The 15,295-nt window shown below is 55.0% G+C and carries 15 protein-coding genes; 5 read left to right on the top strand and 10 right to left on the bottom strand.

Features of this window, described 5'->3' with window-relative positions; genetic code table 11:
* Positions 1-3: 3 nt before the first annotated feature.
* The 5 genes from DK507_RS08565 to DK507_RS08545 all read right to left on the bottom strand — a co-directional run bounded on the left by DK507_RS08565 (position 4) and on the right by DK507_RS08545 (position 4,344).
* Positions 4-1,251: a cytochrome P450 gene (locus tag DK507_RS08565; protein ID WP_109355945.1), complete on the bottom strand. Its 1,248-nt coding sequence runs from the start codon at positions 1,249-1,251 to the stop codon at positions 4-6.
* A gap of 20 nt (positions 1,252-1,271) precedes the next feature.
* A complete protein-coding gene (locus DK507_RS08560; protein WP_109355944.1) occupies positions 1,272-1,613 on the bottom strand; it encodes a putative quinol monooxygenase in 342 nt (113 codons plus the stop codon).
* Positions 1,614-1,625: 12 nt separating this feature from the next.
* Positions 1,626-2,036, bottom strand: a complete 411-nt coding sequence (locus tag DK507_RS08555; RefSeq protein WP_109355943.1) for a nuclear transport factor 2 family protein — start codon at positions 2,034-2,036, stop codon at positions 1,626-1,628.
* An 86-nt stretch (positions 2,037-2,122) separates the two neighbouring features.
* Entirely contained in the window at positions 2,123-3,406 is a 1,284-nt protein-coding gene (gene murA, locus DK507_RS08550; protein ID WP_109355942.1) for a UDP-N-acetylglucosamine 1-carboxyvinyltransferase, read from the bottom strand.
* 80 nt (positions 3,407-3,486) lie between these two features.
* Positions 3,487-4,344, bottom strand: coding sequence for a class II aldolase/adducin family protein (locus tag DK507_RS08545; protein WP_109355941.1), 858 nt, complete (start codon positions 4,342-4,344; stop codon positions 3,487-3,489).
* 198 nt (positions 4,345-4,542) lie between these two features.
* Here DK507_RS08545 and DK507_RS08540 point away from each other — a divergent pair, with 198 nt between their 5' ends.
* Positions 4,543-5,157, top strand: coding sequence for a GNAT family N-acetyltransferase (locus DK507_RS08540; RefSeq protein ID WP_109355940.1), 615 nt, complete (start codon positions 4,543-4,545; stop codon positions 5,155-5,157).
* Between the two features lie 36 nt (positions 5,158-5,193).
* Here DK507_RS08540 and DK507_RS08535 read toward each other — a convergent pair whose 3' ends face one another.
* Positions 5,194-7,308 (bottom strand): S9 family peptidase, encoded by a 2,115-nt coding sequence (locus DK507_RS08535; protein ID WP_109355939.1) that lies wholly within the window; start codon positions 7,306-7,308, stop codon positions 5,194-5,196.
* A 147-nt stretch (positions 7,309-7,455) separates the two neighbouring features.
* On the opposite strand from DK507_RS08535, the gene DK507_RS08530 reads away from it, so the two are divergent.
* Complete coding sequence (locus DK507_RS08530; protein WP_109355938.1) at positions 7,456-7,935, top strand: Lrp/AsnC family transcriptional regulator; 480 nt, start codon at positions 7,456-7,458, stop codon at positions 7,933-7,935.
* Between the two features lie 35 nt (positions 7,936-7,970).
* Here the strand turns inward: DK507_RS08530 and trpS are convergent, their stop codons facing one another.
* The 3 genes from trpS to secB all read right to left on the bottom strand — a co-directional run bounded on the left by trpS (position 7,971) and on the right by secB (position 11,246).
* Positions 7,971-8,966, bottom strand: coding sequence for a tryptophan--tRNA ligase (trpS, locus tag DK507_RS08525; RefSeq protein ID WP_109355937.1), 996 nt, complete (start codon positions 8,964-8,966; stop codon positions 7,971-7,973).
* 3 nt (positions 8,967-8,969) lie between these two features.
* Positions 8,970-10,613, bottom strand: coding sequence for a murein biosynthesis integral membrane protein MurJ (gene murJ / locus DK507_RS08520; protein ID WP_109355936.1), 1,644 nt, complete (start codon positions 10,611-10,613; stop codon positions 8,970-8,972).
* Between the two features lie 120 nt (positions 10,614-10,733).
* The gene (gene secB, locus DK507_RS08515) at positions 10,734-11,246 is read right to left on the bottom strand and encodes a protein-export chaperone SecB (protein ID WP_109355935.1); all 513 of its coding nucleotides are present in this window, start codon (positions 11,244-11,246) and stop codon (positions 10,734-10,736) included.
* A 307-nt stretch (positions 11,247-11,553) separates the two neighbouring features.
* Between secB and DK507_RS08510 the strand changes: the two genes are divergently transcribed.
* From DK507_RS08510 to DK507_RS08500, 3 genes are read left to right on the top strand one after another with little or no spacing between them, the layout of a single operon-like run.
* Positions 11,554-12,243, top strand: a complete 690-nt coding sequence (locus DK507_RS08510) for a Tim44/TimA family putative adaptor protein (RefSeq protein WP_162558977.1) — start codon at positions 11,554-11,556, stop codon at positions 12,241-12,243.
* 28 nt (positions 12,244-12,271) lie between these two features.
* On the top strand, positions 12,272-13,576 hold the full coding sequence (locus DK507_RS08505; protein WP_109355933.1) for a murein transglycosylase A: 1,305 nt from the start codon (positions 12,272-12,274) through the stop codon (positions 13,574-13,576).
* Between the two features lie 5 nt (positions 13,577-13,581).
* On the top strand, positions 13,582-14,142 hold the full coding sequence (locus DK507_RS08500) for a Smr/MutS family protein (RefSeq protein ID WP_109355932.1): 561 nt from the start codon (positions 13,582-13,584) through the stop codon (positions 14,140-14,142).
* 3 nt (positions 14,143-14,145) lie between these two features.
* Here DK507_RS08500 and dapE read toward each other — a convergent pair whose 3' ends face one another.
* Complete coding sequence (gene dapE, locus DK507_RS08495) at positions 14,146-15,288, bottom strand: succinyl-diaminopimelate desuccinylase (protein ID WP_109355931.1); 1,143 nt, start codon at positions 15,286-15,288, stop codon at positions 14,146-14,148.
* Positions 15,289-15,295: the final 7 nt, after the last annotated feature.

Below are 15,295 nucleotides of genomic sequence, written 5' to 3'. Positions count from 1 at the left end.
TTATCAGCGTTTGTCAAAAGTGAGCGGCAGATTGGTTAGGCCGCGCAGCATCATATTGGGCGGATAGGTCAGCTCTGCGCCTTCCTGTATCCGGATATTGTCAATCCGCTTGGCAAATTGCTGGAAGGATACCGTCATCTCCTTGCGCGACAGCATATTGCCGACGCACATGTGAATGCCCTTGCCAAAGGCGAGATGAGTGCGTGCGTTTTTGCGCTCGACATCAAATTTATTGGGATTTTCAAACTGCTTGGGATCGCGATTGGCGGCATGATAGCGCATCATCACCATCGCGCCCTTGGGCAGCATGACCCCGCCCAGTTGGGCATCCCGGTGCATAACCCGCCAGATACCGGATGATCCGCTGGACATGCGCAGCACCTCTTCGACGGCATTGGGTATGAGGGAGGGGTCGTCCTGGATCTTCTTATACTGGTCCGGGTTAGTGGCAAACAGACGTAGCCCTTCACCCAGCGCTGCCGTTGTGGTCTCATTGCCTGCGACCATAAGCTGTTGGACAATGGATAGCGATTCTGCATCATCCAGCGGCCGTTCGCCATCGACCTGAGCATTGACCAGATCGGAGAGGATATCGTTCTTCGCCTCTTTCCGGCGTGCATCCATATTGGCTTTGAGCGCATGTTGATATTCGACTACTTCGCGCTCGGTTTCCAATTGCCGTTCCCGGGTCATCATGCCGGACAGTCTGTCGACAAAGGCATTGGTCCAGCGTTTTATCGTATCCGCATCGGCGACGTCGAGGCCCAGTTGCACGGCAATGGTCCGAACCGGCATCGGGATCGCATATTCCTCCATGAATTCGCATTCGCCCTTGTCGACAAAATTGTCGATCAGTTCGTTCGACATGGCTCTTATGCTGTCTTCCAGCTTGTTCACCTTGGGCATGGAGAAAGCCAGGTTGACGAGTTTGCGAAAGCGGGTGTGCACGGGCTGATCTGCCGTCAGCAGCGTGTTGACCTGCGGCCACCCATCTGCCTGAATGGCCTGAATTTCCTCATCATTGGCGAGCTCTTCGTCGGATTTTCCTCCAGAGAGCAATGCTGTAAAATTATTGGAAAAATCATCTAGCCGGCCCACGGCTTCGGATATCAGATCATAGTCGAGGACAATATAAGCGCCGCTGGCTTCGTCCAGGAACACAGGGCTTTTGGCGCGCTGTTCTTCATAAAAGTCAAAGGGATCAACCAATATATCTGGCTGAAATAGAGATTTTGAAACCGCTTCGTTCATGTCTTTGTTCCTGTTAGGGTTCAGTCAAAGGCGGGTGTTGGCACGCCTTCTGCGTTGTAAACCGGGCTTTCTGCGTCCACGCGATATTTTGCACTGACGGCATTGGTCAGGCCAAATTTTCCGATATGAGCAAGCATGCTGGCATAATGGACATCTTTGAAATGCTGAGCGAGAGCGTCTTCGTCGGTCCATTCCTCAAACACTTCGATACGGGCGGGGTTATGCATATCTGCACACCAGCTATAGCATAAGCAACCTTCCTGACTTAGCGCTCCATCAATATAGGGCTGGGCCGTCTTCAAACATTCTTCCCGAGTTGTCGGCTCCACATCAATATGCGCTGCGATCAGTATTTTAGCCATGTTCCATTCCCCTTAAAGCTTCTGCCCGCCTAGTTGAGCGACGACATTGAATATGCGTTTCTTGTAGAGCCACTGGCCGTCAATCTTGACGAACTCGTCGTCATAGCGGCCACCGGCAATGCGCGGCTCGCCATTTTCAACCAATATTTCATGGGTTTGATAGCGACCGGTGGCGGTGTCACCTGTGATTTCAAGGCTGCCCGGTATGCCCAGGAAGCTGACGGCATCAAACTGGCTCATTGCGCCATTCCACAGATTGACGATATTCTCGCGCCCGACAACTTCGGTGCCCATTAGCGACCAGACGGCGTCTTCCGTCCAAAGCGCGCCCCAGTCATCGGGGTCGGTGCGCAATACTGCATCACAATAGGCGTCATGTAATTCCCGGATTGCCAGCCGGTCTTCTATTGGTCCTGAAAACATGGACTCATCCTCTCCTCTTTATGGGAGAGATTACACGGTAAAAGCGCCAGACATGCAAGCTGCCATAAGTGCTAGGTAATAACCCGCTAGTCGCCGCTGATGCGTTCGATGTCCGCGCCGACGGCCGCCAGCTTTTCTTCCAGCCGTTCATAACCGCGATCAAGATGATAGATGCGCTGTAACTGCGTTTCACCTTCGGCTGCGAGTGCTGCGATCACCAGACTCATCGACGCTCGCAGGTCGGTGGCCATGACCGGTGCGCCCGTCATTTTTGTCACGCCGCGAACCACGGCGGTGCGGCCCTTGGTCTCGATATCCGCACCCATCCGGTTAAGTTCGGGCACATGCATATAGCGGTTTTCAAAAATGGTCTCGGTCAGCACACTGGCGCCATCGGCCATGCAGAGCATCGCCATCAACTGCGCCTGCATATCGGTGGCAAGGCCAGGATAAGGCGCGGTTTCCAGGGTGAGCGGTTTGAGCTTGCCGTTGGCCGCGACCTTGATGCCCTTGTTATACGGTTCGATATGTAGTCCAGCTTCAGTCAAAGCGGCCAGTGTTGCTTCCATCTCATCCGCCTTGGCGCCAACCAGATCCACCTCTCCGCCGGTAATGCCGACCGCACAGGCGTAGCTGCCCGCTTCAATGCGATCCGCCATGACGCGGTAGGTACAGCCATGCAGGCGCGGCACGCCATGGATGATGAGGTCAGACGATCCGATTCCTTCAATTTCCGCGCCCATCGCAACCAGCATATTGCACAGGTCGACAATTTCCGGTTCCCGCGCCGCGTTTTTCAGGCGGCTAGTGCCATTGGCCTGGACCGCGGCCATCAGGGCATTTTCCGTCGCTCCCACGGAAACGACCGGGAAAGTAAACTCGCCGCCCGGCAGGCCGCCATCCGGCTGACGCGCTGTAACGTAGCCGCTGGTTGTTTCAATCACAGCGCCGAGTGCTTCAATTGCTTTAAGGTGCAGGTCAATCGGCCGGTTGCCAATCGCACAGCCACCGGGCAGCGACACCCGGCATTCGCCCGCACGGGCCAGCAAAGGCCCGAGCACCAGGATGGAGGCGCGCATCTTGCGAACTATATCATAGGGCGCTTCGGTTGAGGTAATCTTGCCGGCTTTCAGCGTCATTACCCGGCCGAAATCTTCCGGGCGCGCACCTTCAATGGTGGTGGATACGCCAAGCTGGTTCAGCAAGTGCCCGAAACTATCCACGTCAGCGAGCCGTGGCAGATTGCGCAAAGTGACCGGTTCGTCTGTGAGCAGCGCACAGGGCAACAGCGTCAAAGCGCTGTTTTTTGCGCCGGAAATCGGAATGATGCCAGACAGCTTTTTGCCGCCGCGTATTGAGATAATATCCATCGCGATGGTTTAGCGAAAATGCGCTGCCGTGCAAGAGACAGCGACCATCATCGCGGTAAAGTTACAAAAGCGCTTTGTGCCTAGTGGTCGAAGCCCGGATTGGTCCGGTTCAATTTGCGCATCAGGCCAGGCCAGACCAGATTGTCGCCTAGGCCGGGCATAAAGGCAGGCGCGGTTTGCTGATGCACACGCTGACCCATATCTTCCGGCTCCTCGTGCAAATGCTCTGCACCGCCAACGGCTTGCGCCAGAATTTGCGTCTTGCAGGCATTTTCAAGGAAATACATGCGCAGGAAAGCCAATGCACAGTTTTTGCCAACAGTCAGCGTGCCGTGATTGCGCAGAATCAGCAGGTTCTTCTCGCCCACATCTGCAATCAGGCGCTCGCGTTCGTCCAGGTCCAGCGCAATGCCTTCATAATCATGATAAGCGAGATCTTCATGCACCTGCATGGAAAATTGCGTGTAGCGGCGCAGGCCCTCTTTTTGCACCGACACTGCGATTCCGTACGGTGTATGGACATGGATGACGCAACCCGCATCTTCGCGGGCGCTGTGGACCGCGCTGTGAATAGTGAAACCGGCGGGATTGATGAAGTAAGGCGTGTCCTGCTTGATATTGCCTTCGAGGTCGATCTTGACCAACGAGCTCGCGGTCATCTCGTCAAACATCACGCCATAGGGATTGATGAGGAAGCGTTCTTCGCCATCTTCGTCAGGCAGGCGCGCGGAGATATGGGTGAAGACCAGATCGGTCCAGGCATGCATCGCGCAAAGCCGATAGGTTGCCGCGAGATCACAGCGTAATTTCCATTCAGCGTCAGAGACTTTCCCTTCCAGCCGGTCAATGGTCGTTGGGTCGGGAATGTTGAAACCGGCATCAACCTGCATTGCGCTGCCTGCGTCTTTTTCGGGAGCGTCTTTTACTGCGGTGGCCATCACTGTCTCTCCTTGTAGAATCGTTTCCGTCTATTGCTCCGATAATGGCATAATCATGGCTGCCTAGGACAGCTTTTTTATCTCGAACCGGTCTGGGCATTGATTTCAATAGGGGCGTTCCCAATTCGGCAATCCTGTCCACGCCTCTGAAAATTTGATAAGTGAGGTGATATTCTTCCCCCTGCAAAAAGGCAGCCTGTGCCAGAGCAACATGAAAACGCACCAGAACTACCCTGTTCCATTGTAACAGAGCTGCGTTCCGGCATGAAGGTTTGTTTGCGCCCTATCCACCCTTCCGATCAAGGTAAGATTGAGCGCGGTATCATGGAATTATCTGATCGCTCGCGCTATCTGCGCTTCTTCTCCAGCTTTAAAATTGCCCCTGCGTCCGTGGTCGAAAAGCTATCGGCCGTAGATGGCATTAATCATATTGCTTGGGGCGTGGTCAATCTGGATGCGGATGATCACCCGCCCATTGCGGCGGCCCATGCGATCCGAAGTACCGATGACCCGGCAAGGGGTGAGTTCGCGATCGCGGTGCTCGATGAATATCAAAGCAAGGGTGTATCACGGGTGTTGATTGCCGCATTGTTCAGCAACTGCCTGGAACAGGGGCTAAGCAAGCTGGATATTGCGGTGTTGCGTGAAAATAGAAAAGCCGCTGGTCTGATCGCTGCAATGGGCGCCGAGATGACGAGTAGCCAAGATGCAATTGCTTACTACAGCCTTGATCTGCAGAGCGCTTTAGATGCTTTACGGGCGATGGAAAAGCCGAAGGGTTTGCGCAATATATGGGCCGCTTTTGACGGCTAGGCGATGTTGCTGACGCCGATTTTCACGCCACCGCCTTCAGGGGGCGCTGAGTTCCAAGTTTGCCGCATCCCTGTCACCAAATAGATAAGCATCGAACCAGCGGGCATTATGTTCCATCGCGGCCATCCGCTCTTTGGGCCGGGAAATCACATGACCGGTATCCTCATAGACAACCAGTTCGGTTTCGACGCCAGCATCCTTCAGTCCGCGGAAAAACTCCATTCCATTGGCGAAAGGCACACGGTTATCATTGCGGCCATGTTGAATCAGTGTCGGTGTAACCGCATTTTTGATCGACCCCATGGCTCCGGTTGCCTTATAAATTTCCGGATCATCCGATGGAGTTGCTTCCAGATAAGCAAGCGGGCTGGTGGGTTGATCGCTTAGGGCATAATATGTCCCATAGTCGGTGATTCCCGCTCCCACAGAAAACGCCTTGTAGCGCGCCGTTCGTACGACAAGACCAGCGGTTACTGTGCCGCCCGCACTCCAGCCCATGGCACCGAGCTTTTCGGGGTCAGCTATGCCGATCTTTATGAGGTGATCGATTCCGGATTCGACATCTACCGTGTAGCCAATGCCCAAGGAGCGGACGTTCGCTGCCATCAGTTCGTCGGTATAGCTTCCCGACCCCCGATAATTGGGTTCAAAAATCGCAGCGCCTTTACGTAGCCAATATTCGGTCGGGTAAATTTCATCCGGCATCCGCCGTGGGCGCGAGGTGGCTGATGGACCGCCATGAGCGATAACCAGCACGGGCATTGGTCCATCCAGCCGGTTTTCCGGAGCTGGCAGGGTCAGGACCCCTTCCAAATCCAGCCCGTCCGGCGTGGTCCACTGAACCAGGCGCACTTTGGTATTCGGCCAGTCGGCGATCGCCTGACTGAACTGAGTAAGACGCTTTTTATCAGCATATCCGGTCGCCGTCACTTTGCGGGTGTAAATCTCCTTCGCGCGCTCGCCATCCACCGCGCCAAAAGCAACAGTTTTGCCGTCAGCGGTAAAGGAATATCCCTCTACCCGGCCGCGACCAGCGGTCAAATTAGTGACTTTCCGCGAATCCAGGTCCATGCGGTACAGATTGCTTTCGACCCGATAGTGCGACATGAAAAATATCGCGTTACCTTGCCAGCCAATAATATTGGCATCATTATATTTATCGGTCGTATCACTGATCTGTTCGATCTTTCCGCCTTCAATCGGCGTCAGGCCCATCCAATATTGACGGGTATAGTAATAAGGCGGTTCGCCCATGTGGAAGGCCACGGTTTTTCCATCCGGGGAGACTTTGGGGTCGAGATCCATGCCAGGACGGCGGACAACGGGGCGCTGCTCGGCGGTCGCGATATTGACCGCGGAAATATCCTGCGTCCCCAGATCATAGGGCGATCCGCTTTTGGCATGATCGAACAGGATTTCCTTGCTATCGGGCGTGAACGTAAAGCTTCCGCCAAAGAAGCTGCCAATGGTGAAGGCTGTGCCTCCTGTTAGCCGCCTTAATGGTGCCTCTGTGTCCGTATGTTCGGAACGCTTGGTAATTGGTGCATTCGCACTTTGGGCCTTTGTCAGGTCGAGCAACCACAGATGATCGCGGCCAGAATAATCGTCGGCAAATGCGAAATTACCATAAGCTTTTTCGACCTGCGCTTTGGACTTTGCCGGTGACTCGCTCAGTTTCAAAGCCATGTAGCGGCCATCGGGCGACCAGATATAGGAATTGATTCCGCCCGGCAGAGCCGTGATTTGCCGGACGTTGCTGCCGTCCCGGTTCATCAAGAAAATCTGCGTGCCGATATCGGTGTTGGCTTGGTAGGAAATCTGCTCACCATTGGGAGACCAAGCAATGTCGCCGGACGATCCTTTTGGATTATTGGTCAGCTGAACGGATTTGCCATTTACTATGAGATGGATTTCCCGATCATAGCGGTTTTTCTCCCAGTCAGCCGTGCGGATGGTGAAGGCAACGGCTTTACCATCCGGTGATATCGCAGGCGAACCGGGTGTTTCAATGGATGCCATGCATTCCAACACACCATCGCTACATCGGTTCTCAGTGACGGACGGCGAAACGACCGCGTCGGCGGCATGAGCGGGCATAGCCGTGTTGGACAGTATGACGGCGGCACTGGACAGGCAAAGGGAGCGTTTCATTATGAGGACCTTCTGAATGTTGGGGGGTATCCAAAAAGAAAAGGGGGAGTTGAGGAAGAAGTGAAGGTCATCTAGCAACGATTTTCTGCTTTTTCTCGCTTTTTATCGTTACTGATTCGGCGTAAATATGTGTCAGGAGCAATAATTATGGTGAAAAACGCAATAGCGAAAATCTCCGACCTGGATGGTTTTGATCGGCAGATTCTTGAAATCATCCAGCATGATAATCAGCGGACCCATGCGGATATTGGAGAAACGGTAGGGCTGTCGGCCTCGGCGGTGAGGCGGCGGCTGAAACTGCTGCGTGACAGTGGTTTCATCGAAAAAGACGTGGCGGTGCTACGTACTGGCGATATCGGCGTTCGTCTGGTTGTCCTCGTTTCCTTCCAGAACGAAACTATTGAGGCTTTTGATGCTTTTGACGAGCAGATCCGCTCGACGCCGGAAATTCTGCAGGGCTATCACATTTCAGGCCCGGTCGACTATTGCCTGATCGTGCAGGGACCCAGTCCGGAATGGTATGAGGACTGGGGCAAAGAAGCCTTTATGAGCAACCCCGCAATAAGGCGCTATGACAGCCATGTTGTCTGGTCCTGCAAAAAGTTCGAGACCGCGATACCGTTGTAGGATGTCGCAGTTGATCGAAATTGTCTGGGTGGTGACTAGTCCCTGAGCAATCCCAAGGCGGCATAGGTCTTGTCCACCGTCGGCTGCGCCAAGATCTGTGCGCGTTCGGCACCATCCCTTAGAATCGCGTCAATCGCGTTTTTATCTTCGCGCAGTTCTTCATATCGATCGCGGATCGGGGAAAGCTTTGCAACGGCAAGGTCCGCCAGAGCGGGTTTGAATGCGCCAAAACCCTGTCCGGCGTGTTGGTCCAGCACCGCCTGCGGTGTGCTGTCATCCAGTGCCGCATAAATGCCGACCAGATTGGTTGCTTCTGCGCGTCCCTCCAGTTCCTCCAGTTTGCCGGGCAAGGGATCGGCATCGGTACGGGCCTTTTTGATCTTTTTGGCAATCGTATCGTCATCGTCGGTCATGTTGATTCGGCTCAAATCCGATGGGTCGGACTTCGACATTTTCGCTGCGCCATCGCGCAGTGACATGATCCGCGCTGCCGTTGCGCCGATATAGGGTTCGGGCAGAGTGAAAACCTCTTGTTCGGTATCATTGTTAAACTTGGCCGCAATATCGCGCGCCAGTTCCAGATGCTGTTTCTGATCTTCGCCCACAGGCACATGTGTGGCTTGATAGATGAGCACATCGGCGGCCTGCAGCACAGGATAGCCGTAAAGACCCAATGAACTGCGCTGTTTATGTTTACCCGATTTTTCCTTGAATTGCGTCATCCGGTCCAGCCATCCCATTGGGGTGTTGCAGATCAGCATCCAGGCGAGCTCGGCATGCTGCGGCACCCGGGCTTGGTTGAACAGGATCGACTTTTTGGTATCGACGCCCGCAGCGACGAGGGCTGCCACCATGTTCCGGCAGTTGTCAGACAGTTCCGCCGGATCATTGGGGACTGTAATCGCATGCAGGTCAGCCAGAAAAAACAGGCATTCGGATTCTTCTTGCAGCTTCACCCAGTTTTTGATCGCGCCCAGATAATTGCCGAGATGGAGATTACCTGTGGGCTGAATGCCCGAAACCGTACGCATGGTCTATTGTCCTTCTTGTGCTGCCTCTTCGGCGGCTTTCTTTTTGGTTAACATGGTGATCTTGTCGCGGTCGACCGCGCCGGTCGCCCATGCCAACACCGCATAGACAAGACCGCCCACGCTGACCAGCGCTGTAATTGATCCAATCCGCTGCCAGATATTGCCATCATAAAGCCCTTCGCCCAGTGGCGCGGTATAAATCAGCACCACCGCCATGCCGAGCGCCGAGAGAGTGATCCGCAAGATACGAAGCAACAGCGACAATTCGATCCGGTAATGCCCGCGCCGGTGCAGCATGGTGTAGAGCATGGCGCAATTGCACCAAGCTGCGATAGCTCCCGCCAGTGCCAGTCCGTAAATACCGTAAACCGGGATCAGGATGATGTTGAGCGTGATATTGATCAGCAGCGATATGCCTGCAGTATAAACCGGCGTCCGCGTATCCTTGCGTGCAAAAAATCCGGGAATCAGGACTTTGACAAGCACATAAGCAGGCAGGCCGATGACAAGGGCGGCAACTACGTTGGCAGTGGTGGTGCCATCGCTGACTTCAAAATTGCCGCCAACATAAAAGGACGTAACGAGCGGCCCGGCTGCGAAAAACAGGGCAATGGCTGCCGGTATGGTCAACAGCATGCCCAGCTCTATGGCATTGCTTTGCAGGCGCTGTGCACCGGCCTGATCATCCTTGGCAATGAAACGGGACAGCGCGGGCAGGATCGCCGTGCCAAGGGCAATGCCGATAATCCCGAGCGGCAACTGGTTGAGACGGTCCGCCATCGCGAGATAGACAAAACTGCCCTCCGGCAGACGGCCAAGAAAGAACAGGTCGATAAACCGGCTGATCTGATAAATACCGGCCCCAAAAACCGCAGGCAGGATGAGGATGCCCAGCTCTTTCACATCGGCGTTGAATTTCGGTTTTCTGATTGCAAAGGAAAAACCTGCCTTGCGCGCCCAGTAGAAGAGCCACAGCATTTGCAGCAAGCCGGCAAAAGCGACACTGAACGCCAACAGATAAGCGGCCAGATGCTCGGAGCTTTTTAGTTCCATACCACGAATGGTCCAGTAGTTTTCCGAATTCGCTGCGATGGAGCCGTTGGTAATAGCCATGGCGATGAGAAGCGCGCTGATCATGCAAATATTGAGCATGATCGGTGCGGCCGCTGCGGCAGCAAAACGGCTCACGCTATTCAGGATTGCCGCGAACAGCGTCGTCACACTGATCAGGCCGAGATAGGGAAAGGTGATCCGGGCCAGGCTTATCGTAAAGTCTGTGGTGCGACCGCCTTCACCAAAATCATCAATGAACCAGATGATTGCCGGCATGGCGAGCATCATGATCGCTGAGAAGATCAGCAGGATCGGGACAAAGACCGACAGCACATCAATCGCAAAATTTTGTGCGGCGGAGCGTTGCTCATCTTCTTCCATCTTGCGATTGTACAGCGGTACGAAGGCTGCCGAAAAAGCGCCCTCCGCGAACAACCGGCGAAAGATATTGGGCAGTTGAAATGCCAGCTGCCAGGCATCCGCTGCCGCTCCGGCACCTAGTACGCGCGCGAGGATTATATCGCGCACAAAACCAAATATGCGGCTGACCATGGTCAGCCCCGCAATGGTTCCGGTGGATTTGAGCAAGTTCATCGAGCCCGCAACCGGCTTAAGTCATTTCCGTTGGTCCTGAGTCTGTCGAAACACGTCTCAAGATGACAAACGGGCTTCGACAAGCTCAGCCCCGATGGCTTGCTTGCAAAAGGAGATCGATCAGGCGTTGCCAACCGGTTGTTCTCCGGTTTCCATCGCAGCCTGCTGCTCACGCTGCTGCATGTAAAGCGCAGTGAAATCGATTGGCTCAAGCATCAGTGGCTGAAATCCGGCATCGCGCACGGCGTCGGAAATAATCGCACGGGCAAACGGGAATAGCAGGCGCGGTGCTTCGGCAAACAAGAACGGATGCGCTTGCTCATCTGGCACATTACGCAGCCCGAAAAGGCCGCAGTATAATAGTTCAACCTGAAATGCGATGCCCTGATCGGCCTTTGCGACAACGTCGATCTTCAGCTCAACTTCATTGACTTCGTCCGCCACCGGCTTTGAGCCGATGTTAAACTGCACGTCGATTTGCGGTTGGGTTTCCCACTGATAGACGTCCGGCGCATTCGGGTTTTCAACCGACAGATCTTTTATATATTGCGAGATCACCCCAATTTGCGGTTGGTTGTCCGCGCCATTGGCCGCCGGATCCGGGGTTGTCACATTACCATTTTCTTCGGCCATTTGGCTCGTCCTTTCGGGATATTCCACAATATTCAGATCTGGAGCATAGCCATGCCCCGTTTGCAGCGCGCCTAGCAGGGGATGGGGGACAGGGCAATGCCCGAAATGTGCTGGCTGTCCGGTCTATAATGCAGCGACATTGGCATAATTTCGTCAGCGGCCGTTCACAATCAGACGGATAAACCGTCAGAAGTTATGAACCGATTGTGACTACATTAAGCGCTGCCGCTTGTAAAAGACGCGAAAGCCATTTGAAACTGGCGCAGTTCCTGCCTATGTAGGGGGTAACTGAGATATTGGAGATATCGTGACTATCGAGATTGTTCTTTTAGCGATGGTAGCTGCTTTTCTGGGCCTGCGCCTCTATTCCGTTTTGGGTAAACGCACCGGCCATGAGCAGGAGCATACCCCCCGAAACGTAGAGAACGGCTTGGATAAGCGTGCTCAAGACCGGTCTGTGCGCGATGATCAGCGGGATAGTCCGATTCCGGATATCGTCCCCGCTTCACCTGCTCCGGCGCCACAACCGACGATGATCTATGATGCCGCTGCCGAATCGGGCATGCGTGCGATCATCAATGCGGACCGCAATTTCGATGCCGGACGTTTTGTCGAGGGTGCCAAGGCTGCCTATGGCATGATTTTGGAAGCATTTTGGACCGGCGATCGTGAGCAGTTGAAAGAATTGTGCGACGATGATGTCTATGAAAGCTTTGTCGAGGCCATTGACACCCGTGAGGCCAATGGCGAGGTCTTGGAAAACCGTCTGGTAAGGATCGAAGAGGCACGGATTGCCGATGCGGATTATGATCGTCGGATGGCGCGGATCACGGTGCGCTTTGATGCCGATATCGCCGCTGTTGTCAAAGACAAGGACGGTAAATTGATCGGCGGATCGCTTACTGATGCGGTCGAGACGCATGACGTCTGGACCTTCATGCGCGATCTTTCCAGTGCCGATCCGAACTGGATTCTCGACGAGACAGATGAAGCGTAAGTCCTGCGTGGGACGAAGCATTAATATCATGAAAATCGGGGGATTATTCGGCGTAATGGCGCTTGTCAGCGCCTGTTCGCTATCGATTATTCCCGAAGGTACGGCCCGCGGCGCACCTGCTGAAGACGGTCAATGGACTGCAGGTCCGCCGCCTAGCCCCGAACCAGCGCGTAATCCCGTCCGGCAAGCACCAGTCAGTCAAACGGCCGGGACTTTCGAGGCCGTCACCTCTGATCAGGTCACGCCTGTTTCTGACGATGACACCAGGGCGACTGGTGTGGGCGTTGCGCTGGGCCCTGATGTTTCGTCGCTCAATCTGCAATCGGGCAAAGCCCGTGCGGCGCTGCAGTCTTTTCGCACCAGCTGTTCGTCCTTGGTACGGCGGCCTGACAATAGCGGCCTGACCCAGGGCGAAGATTGGCGGCAATCCTGCGATGCCGCCAGTGGTTGGCCGGATGGCGATGCGCGCAGCTTTTTTGAACGCTATTTCGAGGCCGTGCAGGTTGGTGATGGCAAGGCCTTTGCCACCGGTTATTTTGAACCACAGATTCAAGGATCGCGCGTGCGCACCAATGGCAGTCAGGTGCCGATTTACAAGCGCCCGTCCAATTTGCTCGATGTCAATCTCGGCGAGTTTTCTGATGACCTGAAAGACAAACGTATCCGCGGCAAGGTGGAGGGCACCAGGCTGGTTCCGTTTGAAGAGCGCGCGCAAATTGACGATGGTGCTTTGCAGGGGAAGGGCCTCGAACTGGCCTGGGCGTCTGACTATATCGAATTTTTCTTCCTGCAGATTCAAGGCTCCGGCCGTGTCGCCATGCCTGATGGGTCGGTTATGCGGATTGGTTATGATGGGCAAAATGGCCGTGACTATACTGGCATTGGCCGTGTGATGCGCGAACGCGGGTTACTCGCTGATGGCAAGACCAATATGCAAGGCATTATCGAATGGTTGCGGGCCAATCCGGAAGAAGGCCGCAAGATCATGCGGGAAAATAAAAGTTACATTTTCTTTCGCGAGCTAACCGGACCTGGCCCTCTGGGGGCGATGGGCCATCCGGTTGTTGGCCGCACGTCGGTCGCGGCCGACCGGAAATTTGTGCCTCTGGGCGCGCCAGTATTCCTCGATATGGAGCATAATATCGCCGATGGTATCTGGATTGCGCAGGATACCGGCGGCGCGATCAAGGGCGCCAACCGCTTTGATACATTCTGGGGGGCAGGCGAGGAAGCGGCACAAATTGCGGGCGGTATGTCGTCGCGTGGACAGGCGTTGATCTTCCTACCCAAAGGCAGTGTGGCCAAGCTGCTCCAAAGTCGGCAAGGCAATTAGGCCGGATGTCCGACCGGCCCCTTACCGCCGGCGAAAAGGCGTTGTGGCAGAAGGTCATCGAGACGGTGGAACCGCTGGATCAAGCGCGCGTCAGCCGTGTTAAAGCACTGCCAGTGGCGAAGAAGCTGCCTGAGGTGCGCGGGCCCATTACAGCGTCAACATTCGGCGGTGCGCCAACCAAGGCGATCCCGTTAAGAGAGCAGATTGCCATTCCGGAAAAAGCGGGGCTGGACGGTCATTGGGACCGTCGGTTGAACAAGGGCGTTGTACAACCGGACGTCACCATCGACCTGCACGGCTACACGCTGTCATCAGCGCATGGACGGCTGGATAGCGCTCTGGAACTTAGCATTGCAGCAGGTCATCGTGCGATCCTGCTAATCACCGGCAAGGCCCGTAGCGAAGAACAGCGCCGTCGTGAAGGGGGGCGCGGTGCCATACGGGCGGCAATCTCGGATTGGCTGGCGGCCTCTCGTCATGCTTCGCATATAGCGGCAGTCAGACGCGCTCATCCGCGTCATGGCGGTGCCGGTGCTCTCTATATTATTCTGCGGCGAAGGCGATAATTTCTAACCAAGCGCCCGCTCAACAACCAGGGCGTAAATTTTCGACAATTGCTCCAGGTCTTCCATCGCTACGGCTTCATCCAGCTTATGCATGGTTGCGTTGCAGAGGCCAAATTCCACGACCGGCACAATTTTCGACAGGAACCGCGCATCAGACGTGCCGCCCGTAGTGGATAATTCCGGTTCGACCCCGGTCACTTCCGTAATCGCATCGGCAATCAGACCTGATAATTCCCCGGGTGGTGTCAGAAACGGCTCCCCGGAAATAATCGGATTGAGCTCGCCACCATGGCGTTCGACAATTTCACGAACCAGCACACTCAGGCTGTCGCCGCTATGCTGATCATTAAACCGGATCGAAAGGCGTCCTTCGGCTTTGGCGGGGATCACGTTATGCGCCGGATTGCCGACATGAATATCGGTAAATTCGATATTACTCGGCTGAAACCAGTCGGTACCTTCATCGAGCTGGACCGCATCTATTTCGCTCAGGATCTTGCCCAGCTTCGTGATCGGATTGTCAGCAAGATGGGGATAGGCAACATGACCCTGTGTGCCGTTGACAGTAATCCACATATTGACCGAACCGCGCCGACCGATTTTCATCATGTCACCTAGCCGGTTCACCGATGTCGGCTCACCTACAAGGCAAAGATCTGGCGTAATGCCGCGCTCTGCCATCAGGTCCATCAGGGCAACTGTACCAAAACGCGCTGGTCCTTCTTCGTCACCGGTGATGATCAGGCTGATCGTACCCAAGTCGCTCGGCAAATTGTGAAGCGCGCTCACAAAGGAGGCGATACTGCCTTTCATATCCACCGCGCCGCGCCCGTGAAGCAAATGGCCTTTGACCTCGGGAACAAACGGATCGGTTCCCCAGCCTTCACCGGGAGGCACTACGTCCAGATGTCCGGCAAAAGCAAAATGGCGGGATCCTTCCGGTCCCTTACGGATCGCGAAGAGATTTTCGACCGCTCCGCCCAGACCTTCATCCTCTGTTCTGTCGCCGGCAATAAAGCGTGACACTTCAAAACCCAGAGGCTCCAGCATCGCTTCCATTTCATCAAACACTCGCCCCGTTGCGGGCGTGATACTCGGACAGGCGATCAGCCGTTTGGCCAGTTCAAGGACGCTAGAGTTGCTCATGCTTTTG

The sequence above is a fragment of the Sphingorhabdus sp. EL138 genome (genome assembly GCF_900258045.1).
Classification (GTDB): Bacteria; Pseudomonadota; Alphaproteobacteria; order Sphingomonadales; family Sphingomonadaceae; genus Parasphingorhabdus.
Note: the sequence above shows the minus strand (reverse complement) of the source record. Positions and strands in the feature narration are given on the sequence as shown.